The sequence below is a fragment of the Paenibacillus sp. FSL L8-0436 genome, assembly GCF_038593025.1.
In the GTDB taxonomy this organism is placed as follows: Bacteria; Bacillota; Bacilli; order Paenibacillales; family Paenibacillaceae; genus Paenibacillus_AQ.
Map to the genome: position 1 here is coordinate 3,693,457 of NZ_CP151955.1, position 14,701 is coordinate 3,708,157.

10 protein-coding genes are annotated in these 14,701 nt (G+C 52.9%); all 10 read left to right on the forward strand.

Translation table 11 applies throughout. The features are described from left to right. The first annotated feature begins 131 nt into the window (after positions 1 to 131). The 10 genes from NSS79_RS17000 (at position 132) to NSS79_RS17045 (ending at position 14,695) form a co-directional block, all read left to right on the forward strand. Positions 132 to 2,942: a sugar-binding domain-containing protein gene (locus NSS79_RS17000; protein WP_342440273.1), complete on the forward strand. Its 2,811-nt coding sequence runs from the start codon at positions 132 to 134 to the stop codon at positions 2,940 to 2,942. Positions 2,943 to 3,264: 322 nt separating this feature from the next. Next, positions 3,265 to 4,008 carry an FCD domain-containing protein gene (locus NSS79_RS17005; RefSeq protein WP_342440274.1) on the forward strand — a complete coding sequence of 248 codons (744 nt, stop codon included), beginning with the start codon at positions 3,265 to 3,267 and terminating at the stop codon, positions 4,006 to 4,008. A gap of 26 nt (positions 4,009 to 4,034) precedes the next feature. Further along, entirely contained in the window at positions 4,035 to 6,080 is a 2,046-nt protein-coding gene (locus NSS79_RS17010; RefSeq protein WP_342440275.1) for a hydantoinase/oxoprolinase family protein, read from the forward strand. Further along, positions 6,077 to 8,056, forward strand: coding sequence for a hydantoinase B/oxoprolinase family protein (locus NSS79_RS17015; protein ID WP_342440276.1), 1,980 nt, complete (start codon positions 6,077 to 6,079; stop codon positions 8,054 to 8,056). The genes NSS79_RS17010 and NSS79_RS17015 overlap by 4 nt, the downstream gene beginning before the upstream one ends. A gap of 72 nt (positions 8,057 to 8,128) precedes the next feature. Next, positions 8,129 to 9,298 (forward strand): extracellular solute-binding protein, encoded by a 1,170-nt coding sequence (locus NSS79_RS17020; RefSeq protein WP_342440277.1) that lies wholly within the window; start codon positions 8,129 to 8,131, stop codon positions 9,296 to 9,298. 42 nt (positions 9,299 to 9,340) lie between these two features. After that, positions 9,341 to 10,468 carry an ABC transporter ATP-binding protein gene (locus tag NSS79_RS17025; RefSeq protein ID WP_342435389.1) on the forward strand — a complete coding sequence of 376 codons (1,128 nt, stop codon included), beginning with the start codon at positions 9,341 to 9,343 and terminating at the stop codon, positions 10,466 to 10,468. Continuing rightward, positions 10,465 to 11,382: an ABC transporter permease gene (locus tag NSS79_RS17030; RefSeq protein ID WP_342435390.1), complete on the forward strand. Its 918-nt coding sequence runs from the start codon at positions 10,465 to 10,467 to the stop codon at positions 11,380 to 11,382. The genes NSS79_RS17025 and NSS79_RS17030 overlap by 4 nt, the downstream gene beginning before the upstream one ends. After that, positions 11,375 to 12,208, forward strand: coding sequence for an ABC transporter permease (locus NSS79_RS17035; protein WP_342435391.1), 834 nt, complete (start codon positions 11,375 to 11,377; stop codon positions 12,206 to 12,208). The genes NSS79_RS17030 and NSS79_RS17035 overlap by 8 nt, the downstream gene beginning before the upstream one ends. A gap of 5 nt (positions 12,209 to 12,213) precedes the next feature. Next, positions 12,214 to 13,428, forward strand: a complete 1,215-nt coding sequence (locus tag NSS79_RS17040) for a Xaa-Pro peptidase family protein (RefSeq protein ID WP_342435392.1) — start codon at positions 12,214 to 12,216, stop codon at positions 13,426 to 13,428. A gap of 70 nt (positions 13,429 to 13,498) precedes the next feature. Beyond that, complete coding sequence (locus NSS79_RS17045) at positions 13,499 to 14,695, forward strand: MFS transporter (protein ID WP_342435393.1); 1,197 nt, start codon at positions 13,499 to 13,501, stop codon at positions 14,693 to 14,695. Positions 14,696 to 14,701: the final 6 nt, after the last annotated feature.

A 14,701-nucleotide genomic window follows, 5' to 3' on the forward strand; every position in this document is an offset into this window, starting at 1 on the left:
TTACGGAGCGACTAAAGAAGCTGAGAAGTAAAATGGGTGAAGCAGGAAACAGCTATGTTCAAGCAGAAAGTAATGGAGAACCAAAGATCAGGAGCAACAATATAGGGTTGCATAGATTACCATGATTAGGAGTGAGATTGTTGCAGACAAAGATTAGTCTTGAAGGCGAGTGGGAATTGCAATTAGATAAGGAGAAACAGGGACTACAGCTGCCTTTTTCCGATGTCATTACCTTGCCGGGAACGACATCACATGCCCGCAAGGGACCGAAGAACGAAGAGGTTCTGGTCAGTGCACTGACAGATGAATATCTGTTCGAAGGGTCGGCTTGGTATTCGAAGGTAGTAGTCATTCCAGAAGAACTCGCAGGAAAGACTTGTTTCCTATATTTAGAGCGCACCAGACTTACGACGCTCTGGCTGAACGGTCAAGAGATTGGCAGCCGTGATAGCCTGAACACCGCGCATGTATATGATTTGACAGGGAAGCTTCAGTCTGGCAGTCAGACACTCACCGTCCGGGTCGATAATACCGGTTATCCGACCAAAGGCGGACATATGACTTCGCCGGACACTCAGACCAACTGGAACGGAATCACTGGACGCATCGAGCTTCAGTTCTACGGCAAGTCCTATTTGAGTGGAATCCGGCTTGATCCGAATCTGCCCGGACGTTCTGTCCGAATCACAGGAACACTGGAAGGAACGGCTGTAACAACGATTGCTGTATCAGCTTCCAGTTTTAATAACGAGACAGCCCATTCGGTGGCTGAGCAGGAATTCACAATCTCGCCGGGGAACTTTACGATCGACTATGCGTTAGGTTTGGATGCGCTTCCTTGGAGTGAAAACGCACCCAATCTTTATAACCTTAACATCCTCCTGAAGGATGGAGAAGGCGGAACCGGCGAATTGCATGAGTCGTTCTTCGGCTTGAGGGAGTTCAAGGCGGAGGGCGATAAATTCACGATCAACGGGGAGAAGACTTTTCTCCGCGGCAAACATGACGGACTGATCTTCCCATTGACCGGCTATGCCCCGACAGACGTAGAGGAATGGCTTAGAATTCTGGGGATATCCAAATCCTATGGTATCAACCATTACCGGTTCCACACCTGCTGTCCGCCGGAAGCAGCCTTTACCGCTGCCGATATGCTCGGGATCTATATGGAGCCGGAGCTGCCGTTCTGGGGAACGATTACAGAGCCATTGGACGAGGGTCATAATCAGGCTGAGCAAGACTATCTGGTCAGCGAAGGATATGAAATTCTTAAAGCGTTCGGCAATCATCCGTCATTCGTGATGATGTCGCTCGGCAACGAGCTGTGGGGCAGCAGAACCAAGATCGATTCCATTCTCAAAGACTATAAAGCATTCGACGACAGACCCCTGTATACTCAAGGCTCGAACAACCACCAATGGGTACCGGAAATTCTGGAGCATGAAGATTTCTTCTGCGGAGTGCGTTTCTCGAAGGAACGTCTGTTCAGAGGTTCTTATGCGATGTGCGACGCACCGCTCGGTCATGTCCAGACCGCTCTGCCGGGTACGATGAAGGATTATGACGACCAGTTCGTTCCTCCGTCCCTGCAGAGCGGGGAGGTAGCAGAAGCGGGAGGTACTGTCCAAATTCAGTATGGTACTGAAGCCAAGACGGTGCAGGTCGGAGATACGTCCGGTGAATGGATTCCGCATATTCCTGTTATCTCGCATGAGATCGGGCAATACGCGACCTATCCAAATTATGAGGAAATCGGCAAATATACAGGACCGCTCAAAGCTGGCAATTTCAAAATTTTCCAAGAACGGCTGGAAAGCAATGGCCTGGGGCATCTCGCGGGCAAATATTTCGAGGCTTCTGGACAGCTGGCGGCTGCTTGTTACAAAGAAGAGCTTGAGGCCGCTTTCCGCACCCGGAGACTTGCCGGATTCCAGCTGCTGGATCTGCAGGATTTCAGCGGACAGGGTACCGCCTTGGTTGGTATCCTCGATGCCTTTATGGATTCCAAGGGAATGATCACGCCTGAAGAATGGCGCACCTTCTGCAGCGATGCTGTTCTGTTGGCAAGATTCCCGAAATACAACTACGTCTCCGGAGAAGTCTTCAGCGCCAGCGTCGAGTTGAGCTGGTTCCGGTCCGGAACACCAGAATCTCTTGTACTGCAATGGGAGTTGACCGCAGACGGCGGAACGCTGGCCGAAGGCTCAAGTGCAGTAAATATCCCGGCGGGTTCGAATTACATCGATATCTGCCAGCTGGTCATTGATCTTCCTGCCGTCCAGAAGATGACCAAAGCTGTACTTACTCTGAGAACCGCCGGATCAGACATCCGTAAATCCTACGACCTGTGGGTATATCCAGAGAATAGCGGTTCCGGGCTGGACGGTATCCGCATTTTCGAAGAGCTTTCCGATGAGGCGCTTTCGCTGCTGGAGCAAGGTGACAACGTGCTGCTCATGCCGAAACCGGAGTCTCTTCATAACGCTGTTGAAGGCTTATATTGTACGGATTTCTGGTGTTATCCAATGTTCCGCTCCATCTCCGAGAGCATGAACCGTCCGGTACCTGTTGGTACCATGGGGCTTCTGATCGACAACAGCCATCCTGTGTTCCGTGATTTTCCGTGCGAACAATATTCCACGTACCCTTGGTGGAGTATCATCGAGAACTCAAAATCAATTATCCTGGACGGAACCGACCGGGAGTGGAGCCCGATTGTACAGACAATCGACAACTTTGAGCGTAATCATAAGCTGGGGTTCCTGTTTGAGTGCCGAGTAGGGGCGGGCAATCTGCTGGTCTGCGCCCTCGACGCCAGTAAAGCAGGCGAAACGCCGGAAGGAAGACAATTCCTGTCCAGCGTAGCCGGTTATATGGCATCCAGCGAATTCAAACCGCAGTACACAGCAAGCGTATCAGAGCTGCACAAGCTTATTCAATAAGCATCTGGGCCAGCTCGATTTGAATAGATCTTTAGTTCAATTTTACAGGGAGCCGTTTATCGGCTTCCTGTTTTTTTTAGATAAACAGAAGTAGAAGAAGAGAGTTTGATAGGGAGATTAATCAAACGTATTGAAAAATAGATATCAAATAATAACCTTGCAGAGTAAGTTTTCTTGCCCGTTAGTGCTCATTAAAATAAATTGTCAAAATCATGCTTTATTTGGAATTATTTTGTTGTTAATTTGTCATTATTTAGTTATAATTCTATTAATCATCAATGAGTAACGACGTCAATTCTAGCAACATGAAAGGATGAACAGAGTGGCACTTGAATCGCATCATCTGCAGCTCGAGTATGAATTCTTAAAGGCTCTGAGGAATGCCGAAGTTCCGCTTGGAGCCAGCACTCTGGTTCATACGCTGGGGAAGAAATATGAACTCAGCCAGGCAACCATCGGACGCAAGCTGATGGAATTTGATTTCGAGGGCTATACCGTTCTGGAAGGCCGGAAAGGGCGTATTCTGACGGAAAAAGGAACAAGGCGCATTGCATATTTGGAGAAAGAGCTGCACCAGAAAAATGTAAATTCCCAGTTCCTGCAGCTATTGAATAATTCAGGAAAGTCCGCATTGGTGGATGTGCTAGTGGCCAGAAGGGCGCTTGAGCGGGAAATTGCCGCACTGGCTGCACAGCGGGCTACAAAGGAAGAAATCAGTCTGCTAGAGGCTTCTATTGCCAGTCAGAACGAGCTATTATCGCAAAATATCATTCCCTATGAAGAAGACCGTGAATTTCATACTTTACTAGCGCTTGCGGCGCGTAATCAGGTATTACTCCATGCGGCTCAGCTGGTATGGCAAACCGGCAAGGACTTCCTGGAAACCGCCTATATTCGCCGTAAGGTGGGCAGCGCGCTTGTGGTTGACCACCGTAAAATTCTGGATGCCGTTGCTGCGGGTTCACCTGAGCAGGCGGAAGCGGCAATGGTTCTGCATATCAATCAAATGATAGAGGATGTTAAACGTTATTACGCTATCCAAAATCAGGAACAGCGCAATTCGTAAATGCTTTGAATAAAGGAGTGGAGATTGTGGAGATCCATTACCGCTTAGGTATAGATATCGGCGGAACCTTTACGGATGCCATTGTTACAGACGGGCAGGGCCAGATTGTCGCGGTGCTCAAAATACCCTCGATAGCCGATGCTCCCGAACAGGCGATATTCCAGGCATTAGACCAGCTGCAGTCGAAGGGAGTGGACACACGCAAAATCGAACTCTTCGTGCATGGTACTACACTTGGCGTAAACACGCTGATCGAACGCAGTGGTGCAGTTACCGGGCTGCTCGTGACCAAGGGTTTCCGGGATGTACTTGAAATACGCCGCTTGCGGCTTGAAAATACAACTAACCTCTATGGGGATAAAACGCTGCCGCTTGTCCCGCGCCAGCTTGTAAAAGAAATCGATGAACGTCAGCTCGCAGACAGCAGAGTGCTCACCCCGCTGGACCCGCACCAACTGCTCCAGGCAGTGGATGAATTGGTGCAGGAGGGGGTTACGGCACTAGCCGTCAGCTTCCTGCATTCTTATGCCAATGCCGGGCATGAGCAATTGGCCGAAGAGCTGATCCGTGAGCGTTACCCGCAGCTGTTCATCTGTAGAAGCAGTGCAATCTGGCCGCAGCAGCGAGAGTTTGAGCGGACGCTGGCCACGGTGATGAATGCTTATGTAGGCGAACGGATGGGGTCTTATTTCAAACGTCTGCAAGAAGGAATCGGACCCTACGGCGTATCGGCGACGCTGCTGTCCAGCATGTCAAACGGCGGTATGATGACCGCTGCCCGCGCTGCGGCCGAGCCAGTAAGGACGCTCCTGTCCGGTCCTGCCTCGGGTGTGATTGGCGCAACCTTTATCGCTGAGCAGGCAGGGATTAACCAGGTCGTTACCTTCGACATGGGCGGGACAAGCGTAGATGTCGCCTTAATCGACAAGGAGCCTGCCTACTCCACAGAGAATCAGGTGGGGGATTTCCCGGTCATCATTCCGGCGGTAGATGTGACCGCCATCGGAGCGGGCGGAGGCTCGATCGCCTGGGTTGATTCGGTCGGAGTATTGAAGGTAGGGCCGCGCAGTGCAGGCGCCAAGCCGGGCCCGGCGTGCTACAACCGCGGCGGCAAGCAGGCGACAACCACTGATGCCTATTTGCATTTGGGTATTCTGCAGGCCGACCGTTTTCTCGGCGGCCAGATGCAGCTGTTCCCTGAACTGGCTGAACAGGTGCTTACAATTTTGGGTGACCAGCTCGGACTGACTGCCAAGCAGACGGCGCAGGCCATTCTGGATGTGGCCACCGCGAATATGTATGCCCAATTCTCACCGCTGATGGCGCGAAAAGGAGTCGATCCCCGTGACTTCACTCTGCTTGCCTATGGGGGGGCGGGCCCGATGCATGCTTTTCTGATGGCGCGTGAAGTTGGCATCCGCCGGGTGCTAATTCCACCTTCTCCTGGAACACTTTGTGCTCTGGGCTGCACGGTTGCAAATTTGCGCAACGACTTTGTCTTCACACTTCACAAGCGCAGCTGTGGACTGGATGCCGGAGAACTTCAGACACATTTCTTTTCGCTTGAGCAGCAAGGACGCCGCTGGATCGAGGATGAGGCCAAGGGCGGAGTAACCCTGGGCGGTACATACGTCATTTACAGCGCGGATATGCGATATGAAGGACAGGCATTTGATCTGGAGGTTACCCTCTCAGATTCTGATATTTCTGATCCTGAAGAAGCGGAGATTAAATTCCACCGCAAATATGAATCTGTCTTCGGAATCAGCCAGCCGGAGGCGGAAGTCATGTTCGTCAATCTGCGGGCAAGTATCGTCGGGCTTCTGCCAAGCAAGATTAGGGCAGCTTCTCCGCAGGTAGCAGGTAGTGGAAAACCTGTGGAGTCCCGGGGAATCACGTTTGACGGATTGGATTACCAGGCTAAGGTGCTTAACCGGGAGCATCTGAACACAGATACAAGAATCTCCGGTCCGGCTATCCTTGAGGAATATGATACGACGGTGTTTGTACCTCCCGGCTACACAATACACAGAGATGCTAACGGAAATATTATCGGGGAGGCAGATCTATGATTACGGATAAAGTCTTCCTCGAAATCTTCAACAACCGGATTCAGGCAGCGGTAGAGGAAATGGCCAACGTCGTGCTGCGCACCGGCTTTACCGCCTTTGTCAAAGAAACGGGTGATTTCGGCACTTACCTGTTATCGCCGGAAGGCGAGACGTTCGGCTCTCCGCTGAATACGGGATACAACCTCTCCCTGGGAATTCCTGCGGCTACCGCCATCAAAGCAATACACCAGTGGCAGGAAGGTGACATAGTCATCTGCAACGACCCCTATACCACTGGGGGGATGGTGACCCATCTGCCGGATATTCACCTGATTAAGCCTTATTTCCATGACGGCAGGATCATTGCTTTTGGACTTTGCTTCGTACATTCTTCGGATGTCGGCGGAAAGGTTCCGGGCAGCGTATCGCCCAGCGCTTATGACATACATATGGAGGGCATCCGGATTGCGCCGGTCAAGCTGTATGAGGCTGGCCGTAGGAATGAGCAGGTGCTCCGGCTGCTGCTGGACAACAGCCGGATCCCCGAGCAGAATCTTGGCGATCTCAAGGCGCTTATGGCTGCGCTGAACAGAGGGGAGCAGCGGCTAAAGGAACTCATCTGCAGATATGGTGCGGAGCAGGTGGAGCAAGGCATTGAGAACCTGCTGGAGTATGCGGAGCTTAAAGCCCGGGCGATCATTCAGGATATTCCCGACGGCTCCTATGACTTCTGGGACTATCTGGAGAAGGGGCCCGGCGGCTATCCGATCCGGCTGCGCTGCCGCATGACAATTACCGGCACGGATATCTATCTGGACTTTAGCGGAACCGACCCGCAGGTTAGAGCTTCGTTTAATATTCCGACGCATAACCAGCAAGGGCACTATATGCTTGTGCCGGCGTTGATCCGCTACTTCCGGACACTGGATCCGGCGATTCCATGGAATTCCGGGATGGTGCGGATGGTGCGCAACTACGCGCCTCCGGCATCGGTGCTCAATCCGGAGCCGATGGCGGCGGTAGGTGCGCGAGCGGCGACCTTTATCCGGGTGATGGATGTGATTACAGGGGCGCTGAGCCAGGCGCAGAGCAGCAAGGTGCCGGCTGCAGGAGCAGGTCAAGCCTGCATTGTGATGATGGCAATGACCGATGCTTCCGACGGCAAAAGCAAAGTTGGTGTAATTCAGCCGATCTGCGGCGGATCGGGGGCAAGACCGATGAAGGACGGAATTGACGGGATGGATTTCGCCGTAGGCCATTTGCGGAATATCCCGGCTGAAACGGTTGAGGCGGAAATGCCTGTACTGATTGAACGTTACGGCTTAAGGGCGGATTCAGCCGGAGCCGGCAAATTCAGAGGCGGCAGCGGCATTGACCTGCGCGTCAGGATTCTCAATCCGGATACCGTGATGACCGCAAGAAATATGGAACGGATGGAATTCCAGCCCTGGGGCCGCTTGGGAGGTGGTGTAGGTAATCATGGAGAAGCGATATTTAATGAAGGCCGGCCAGATGAACGCAACCTTGGCAGGATTGATGAGCTTTTGCTACAACCGGGAGATACCGTGACTTTTCTGTCCCAGGGCGGCGGCGGATATGGAGATCCTTATGAACGGGACCCTGCATTCGTGCGGAATGATGTGCAGAAAGGACTTTTGTCGGAAGATCAGGCGCGTGAACAATACGGCGTAGTGCTAAATTCAAAGGGCAAAACCATTGATGAAGCATCCACTAAGCTGCTGCGTAATGGCCGCAGTAAGAATCGGGAAGCTTTCAGCTTCGGGGAAGCCCGGACCGCGTTTGAAACGGTCTGGACGGATAAAATGCAGCTCGCCGTGAACGCTGCTCTGAGCAGCTATCCGCTGGCACTCCGGGATTATTTGAAGAGACAGACAATGGCAGAAGCAGAGTACAGAGTTGCTGCGGGGCATCCAGTTTCGGCTTCAGCAGTACCAGAGATCATGGAAGAATTGCGCAGGGGAATAGGGCTGCGCTGATGACAACAGCAGCCGTGACCGGAAGGCGACAAAATTAGGAATTATATTAAATAATCTGAAGGAGAGAACCGAATGAGTACTCAAAAACCTAAACGCTCTTATATCTTGCCGGCAATGTCGCTCGCCATGATTGTGGCACTATCAGCTTGTGGAGGGGGAAACAACGCGAATAACGCTACCGGAAACAATGTTGCTAACAACAATGCTGCCGGGAAATCGGAAGATTCGACAGCAGCCGGCAGTGGTGAAAAGGTCAAGCTGACCATGTTTATCTGGGCCGGCTCCAATCAGGATGTGGTTCCTAAGGAAGTCGTAGCAAAGTATGTGAAGAACCATCCGAATGTTGAGGTGACCTTCGAAGAATCCTCCAATGCTGTAATGTATCCGAAAATGCTGGCAGGCAAGCAGGCTGACCCGAACAATCCGATTGTAAACTTCGGTTATTTCAACGCAGATGCTTCAGCCAAAGGCATCAATGACGATATGTGGGTGCCGCTTGACCCGGCCATAGTCACCCATATGAAGGACATTCCCGAAGCCTTCCATACCGCTGACAATAAGGGCATCGTCTGGGGCGTGTCGAGCTTTGCGCTGGTCTACAACAAAGATCTGGTAAAAACACCGCCGACAAGCTGGAACGACCTGTGGGGAAACGAAGAGTTCAAAGGAAAAACTGCATTGTGGGATTACATGTTCTATTCTTATCTGTCCCCGCTTCTGGCTGTAAAAGGGGAAGAACTCGGCGCATCCTACGAGAATCCAGAGCCGGCCTTCCAGTTCTGGGCGGATAACAGCGAGCAGATCGGCACACTGGTTACCTCGAACGACCAGCTTAAGGGTCTGCTCGATTCGGGCGACGCCCTGATTGCTCCGTTCAGCTCACAAGTAGCACAGACTTGGATCGACGGCGGCTCGCCGCTGGCCGTAGCTTATCCTAAGGAAGGTGCGATTTCCTTCCCTTACTCGCTGCAGGTTGTCAAAGGTTCTACGCCGGAGCAGGCAAAAGTGGCCAACGAGATCATTAACGAGCTGCTAAGCGCAGATGCGCTGTCCCGTTACGCCGAGGCGACAGGAACTCCAGTAACGAGCACGGCAGCAGTCATCCCGGATAAATACAAGGATGATCCGTCCTTCTCCGTTGAGGAGCAGAGTAAGGGAATGAATCCGGACTGGGATACGCTGGCCAAGAACAGCTCCGCCTGGAAGGAACTGTGGGACCGTCTGGTCAAAACAAAATTATAAACCGGCTGCTGGCAGCAACCGGAGAGATGGGAGTTGGGGACAATGAGTGACGGAGTGGGGCCGATTGCAATCGAGACGCGTGATGTGAGCAAGCGTTATGCGGGAAATACGGCCGTTAATCAGGTGTCGCTACAGGTGAAACGGGGAGAATTCGTCTCTCTGCTCGGGCCCAGCGGCTGTGGGAAAACTACGCTGCTCCGGCTTCTCGGCGGCCTGGAGCAGCCTGATGAGGGGACTGTGCTGCTGTCGGGACAAGATGTCTCGGGGATTCCGGCCTATGGACGGAATACAAATATGATTTTTCAGCAACTGGCGCTGTTCCCGCATATGGATGTCTACAATAACATCGCTTACGGTTTGAAAGTCAGAAATACCCCGAAGCACGAAATCAAACAGCGAGTACAGGAGATGCTGGATCTGGTACAGCTTGGCGACTACAGCCAACGCGCCGTCTCCCAGCTATCCGGCGGACAGGCGCAGCGCGTTGCCATTGCCCGCGCCTTAATCAACAAGCCGGAGGTGCTGCTGCTGGACGAACCGCTGTCAGCACTGGATTTGCAGCTGCGGCTGGATATGCAGCGTGAGCTGAAAAGGATACAACGTGAATTCGGGGGCACGTTTATCTTCGTTACCCATGATCAGCATGAGGCGATGAACATGTCTGACCGCATCGGTGTCATGCGGGGCGGCAAGCTGCTTCAATATGCAACACCCGATGAAATCTACGAACGGCCGGTGGACAGCTTTGTTGCCAAGTTTATCGGCGACACCAACCTGCTTCGGGTGAAGGTACTTGGTGCGGAAGAAGGCCGGGTCTGGGTTCAAGCCGGCGGCTTGAAGCTTGCCGTGCGCCCGCCGGAAGGGCAGCCTCCGCTCCCCGCGGGGAGTACGGGTTCACTCTCCGTGCGTTACGAGTATCTCCGGATCGGAGAAGCGGCAAGTGGCTGCGACAACCGGCTGGAAGGAAGAGTGACCGAATGTGCATATGGCGGTGCAAGCATCAAGTACACGCTGGATATGGGTGGCCATATCCAGCTGCATGCCAGCACTCTGTCTCAGCGGGGAGATGCCCGGTATGCTCCGGGCGACTCGCTGCAAATCGGATTCAATCCCGAAGACGGTCTGCTCCTGCCCGTTGATGGACCACCTCAAAGAGTAGGTTCTTTATGATGAAAGCTACCGGCAAGCTCGTGGGGCTGTTCTCTCCGGGGAACCGAACCTGGGCGGCTCAGCTGCTGCTGCTGTTGCCTGCGCTTGCCTTGATGGGCATCGTGTATCTAGGTGGACTGCTGATCTTCGGCCGGTACAGTTTTGACCTCTACGAGAACGGGAGGCTGATCCGGGACTGGAATCTCGATTCCTACCGTTCTTTCCTGGGAGACCCCTATTATTGGACCTTGATAGGTACCACCTTTCGAGTCGCCGCCAAGGTAACTTTATGGAGTCTGCTGCTTGCCTACCCGCTAGCCTACTGTATTGCCGGCCTGAAACGGCCAGGCATACAACAGTTCTTCTTGCTGCTAACGTTTCTTCCGCTTCTCGTCAGTGCTGTTGTCAGATCATATGGATGGCAGCTGCTGTTGTCCAAGCAGGGCTTTATGAACTGGTTGTTCATGCAACTGGGACTGACGGATAGCGGATTTGAGATGATGTATAACGAGACCGGGGTTACCGTTGCGCTTGTACATATCTTTCTGCCGTTTATGGTGTTCCCGGTCTTGAATGTGCTTACCCAAACCGATGATTCACTGAAAGCGGCAGCCCATGATCTGGGCGCAGGCAAATGGCGCACGTTTCTAACCATTACACTGCCCTTGTCCGCGAGGGGCATTGCGAGCGGGGTGCAGATTGTCTTCACACTCTGCCTGACCGCATTTACAACGCCTCAGCTGATCGGAGGTGGGCGTGTCATGACGCTTCCGGTACTGATCTATCAGCGGACATTGGATACGAACTGGCCGATGGCGGCCGTGGCGAGCCTCTTTTTGTTTGCTTCATCAATCCTTGTATCCCTGATTGTGAACAAGGGAGCCGACTGGCTGATGTTCCGGCGTACCCGGACGGGAGGGCAGGCCCATGACTAAAAAACCACGGGATTACAAATGGATTCTCTACGTATGCGCCGGCGCGGTCGGCTTGTATCTGCTGCTGCCGTTGTTGATGATCCTGGTGACCTCAGTGAGCAGCGGAGCCTCCAGCAAGTTTCCGCCCGAGGGGCTGACGCTGGAATGGTACAGCCGTCTGGGTGAACAGAAGCAGTTTCTGGAAGCCTTCCGGAACAGTATGCTGTCTTCAGCGGGTGCAGTTCTGCTGGCACTGGTTACTGGCACAATGGCTGCGCTGGCGATTGTCCATTATCCTTTTCCGGGCAGGGGACTGTTGCGCGCCTTTTTCATGTCGCCAATGGTAATGCCCAAGATTACATTAGGTGTGGCGTATCTGATTTTGTTCTCAAAAATGCACATCGCTGGCGGATTATTTGCCCTGATCCTGGGAGAGGCAGTCATCGTCCTGCCGTTTGTCCTGTCCATTGTTGGCAGCGCTCTCGCCAATCTCAATCCGGCACACCGCGAAGCTGCCGCCGATTTGGGGGCGGGACCGTTTCGCATTTTCTTTACGATCACATTGCCGCAGCTGCGGCTTTCGCTTGTTTTAGCCGGTTCGATTGCCTTTGTCTTCACCTTTGATCAGGTCGAGACGGCACTGCTTATCTTACGTCAGGGAAGTTACACCTTGCCTATACAGCTCTTCTTGTACATGGAAAAATGGCAGGATCCTACGGTCGCAGTCGTGTCCATGGTGCTTATCGCTTTTGCACTTGTTCTGTTTTTTGCAATCAAACTGCTCATCCGCTCCGCACCGGGTCTGGAAAAACTGCTCGGCAGCCGAACGAATAAAAGGAGGTCTTGAACCTGATGGACAAGCAAATCTCGAATCCTGTTTCCGGAGCCAACCGGCCGCGTGCCGCTGAACTTATGGCAACCAGAGGTCTGGCCGCTCTTGTGGCGACCACGCCGGAAAACATCAACTATATTCTTGGCTCGCAGCTGCGGGCCAGCAACTGGACGATGCAAATTTATGCTGTACTGCCGCGTAAACCGGAAACCCGTCCCTGTGTCATTATCCCTACCAACCGGTTGGGTGTAATCGCGCAGCTGGGGATTACCGGAGCGGATTTATATGTGTACAGTGATTTCTTTGTTGAGGGGTCTGTCGAAGGCAAACCATCCACTCCGGATATCGATCTTTTTTACGCTTTGCTGCAGAATACGACAACCTATGCGGGGCCGCTTGAAGCGTTGGAGGCGGCTCTTGAAGATCTTGGACTCAAAGGACAAGCAGTAGGAGTGGACGAAATGAGGATCGCTCCGGATCTGCTTGCCAAATTTGCCGCAGGGCTTCCCGGCGGACAGGCTGTAGCAGCCTACCAGCTGTTCCGCCAGATCCGGCAGATTAAGACCCCATTTGAAATCGAACGTCTGCGGAAGTCTGCAGTTCTAAACGAGACGATTGAGCAGCAACTAATCGATCTGATCGCCGCGGGTGTACACGAGAAGGATTTGGCCGACCATTACCGGCTTGCCGTGATGAAAGCAGGGGGCACCCCCGCGATGACTGCAGTTGGTGCGGGTCCGCGCAGCGCTCTGCCTCTGATTGAGAATTATTTCCGCGTCATCGAGCCGGGGGACCAGATCCGTTTTGATCTTTGCCTTCAGTTGGACGGATACTGGGGAGATACAGGCCGGACTGTAGTGCTTGGAGAAGCCACACCTTGGATGGAACAGCACTTTCATGCGGTGTGCAGCGGCTGGGAGCAGGCGCTTGAAATGATCCGCCCCGGCGTAAAAGCCTCTGATGTCTTCCAGGCTACCGTAGCCAGAGTTCAGAAGGAAGGCATTCCACATTACCGGCGCCAGCATGTGGGGCATGCCATCGGCCTTGAATTGTACGATGATGTAACTCTGTCGCCTGGAGATCACCGCATTCTGGAACAAGGGATGGTGCTGTGTGTGGAAGTTCCTTATTATGAACTGGGTGCAGGCGGATTTCAGATTGAAGATACGATCGTGGTGACAGCAGACGGCTACGAGTTCTTAACACAGATGGAACGAAAGCTGTTCCGCAAATAACAAGGAGGGTTCCGGTCACCCTGTCCTGTTCCGACTATCGGAGTTTCTCCAGCAAAGAAAGTAGGGAGCAATGAAAATTCAGCAGGGTTCAAAATCGTTCCGAAATATTAGTCTTGCACTGTTTGCCGGAGGTTTTGTCACATTTGCGCTTCTTTATACCCTGCAGCCTTTGATGCCGGAAATTACCGAAGCGTTTGGAATCACGCCGAAGGAAGCCAGTTTAACCTTGTCGGTCACCACTCTATCCATGGCATTGACCATGCTGTTCATCGGTTCCATATCCGATGCGGTTGGCCGCAGAGCCATTATGACGGCCTCTCTGGTTGCAACTTCCGTGATCGCCGTCATTTCCGCTTTTAGCCCGCTTTTCCCCGTATTACTGCTGTTGCGTATATTGCAAGGCATTGCGCTCGCCGGATTACCCGCTATAGCAATGACTTATCTTGTGGAAGAAATCGAACCCCTCAGTCTGGGTTATGCAATGGGTCTTTACATTAGCGGCAACTCCATTGGAGGGATGGGGGGCCGGATCATCAGCGGGTTGTTGACCGACTGGTTTGACTGGCGCGCAGCTGTCGGTGTCATAGGCGTGTTGGGTCTGGCAGCGGCTTTGATATTCTGGAGGGTGATTCCGCCTTCACGCCATTTCGTGAAGCAGACAGGCAAGCTGGGCCAGGTAATTCCACTGCTCTGGTCGCAATGCCGTAATCCGCGGCTCCTTTGTCTGTATGGGCTAGGTTTTCTGCTAATGGGCAGCTTTGTCACCTTGTTTAATTATATTGGCTTTGAGTTGACCGGTGAACCGTACAATCTTAGCCAGTCACTGGCCGGCAGCATTTTCGTCGTGTATCTGATGGGAACCTTCAGTTCCACCTGGATGGGGCGGCTGGCTGACCGGTATGGCCGTACCGGTGTCATTAGATTAGCCCTTGCCATCATTTTAACGGGAGCACTTTGCACGCTGCAGCCCTTCTTATGGGTCAAAATCATCGGCCTTGCGCTGTTCGCCTTTGGTTTCTTCGGTGGGCATTCCATTGCCAGCAGCTGGGTGGGCCTGGTGGCTGATGAACATAAGTCGCAGGCCAATACACTATATCTGTTTTTCTACTACGTAGGCTCTAGTGTGAGCGGTACAGGCGGCGGGGTGCTGTACAGCCATTTTGGCTGGTTCGGTATCATTGGCATGATCGCAGCCTATGTGGCAATTAGTCTGACGTTATGCGGCTTCCTAGTGCACAAGAGCGGGGAAGGCACTCAGAAACTTTAATTCCAT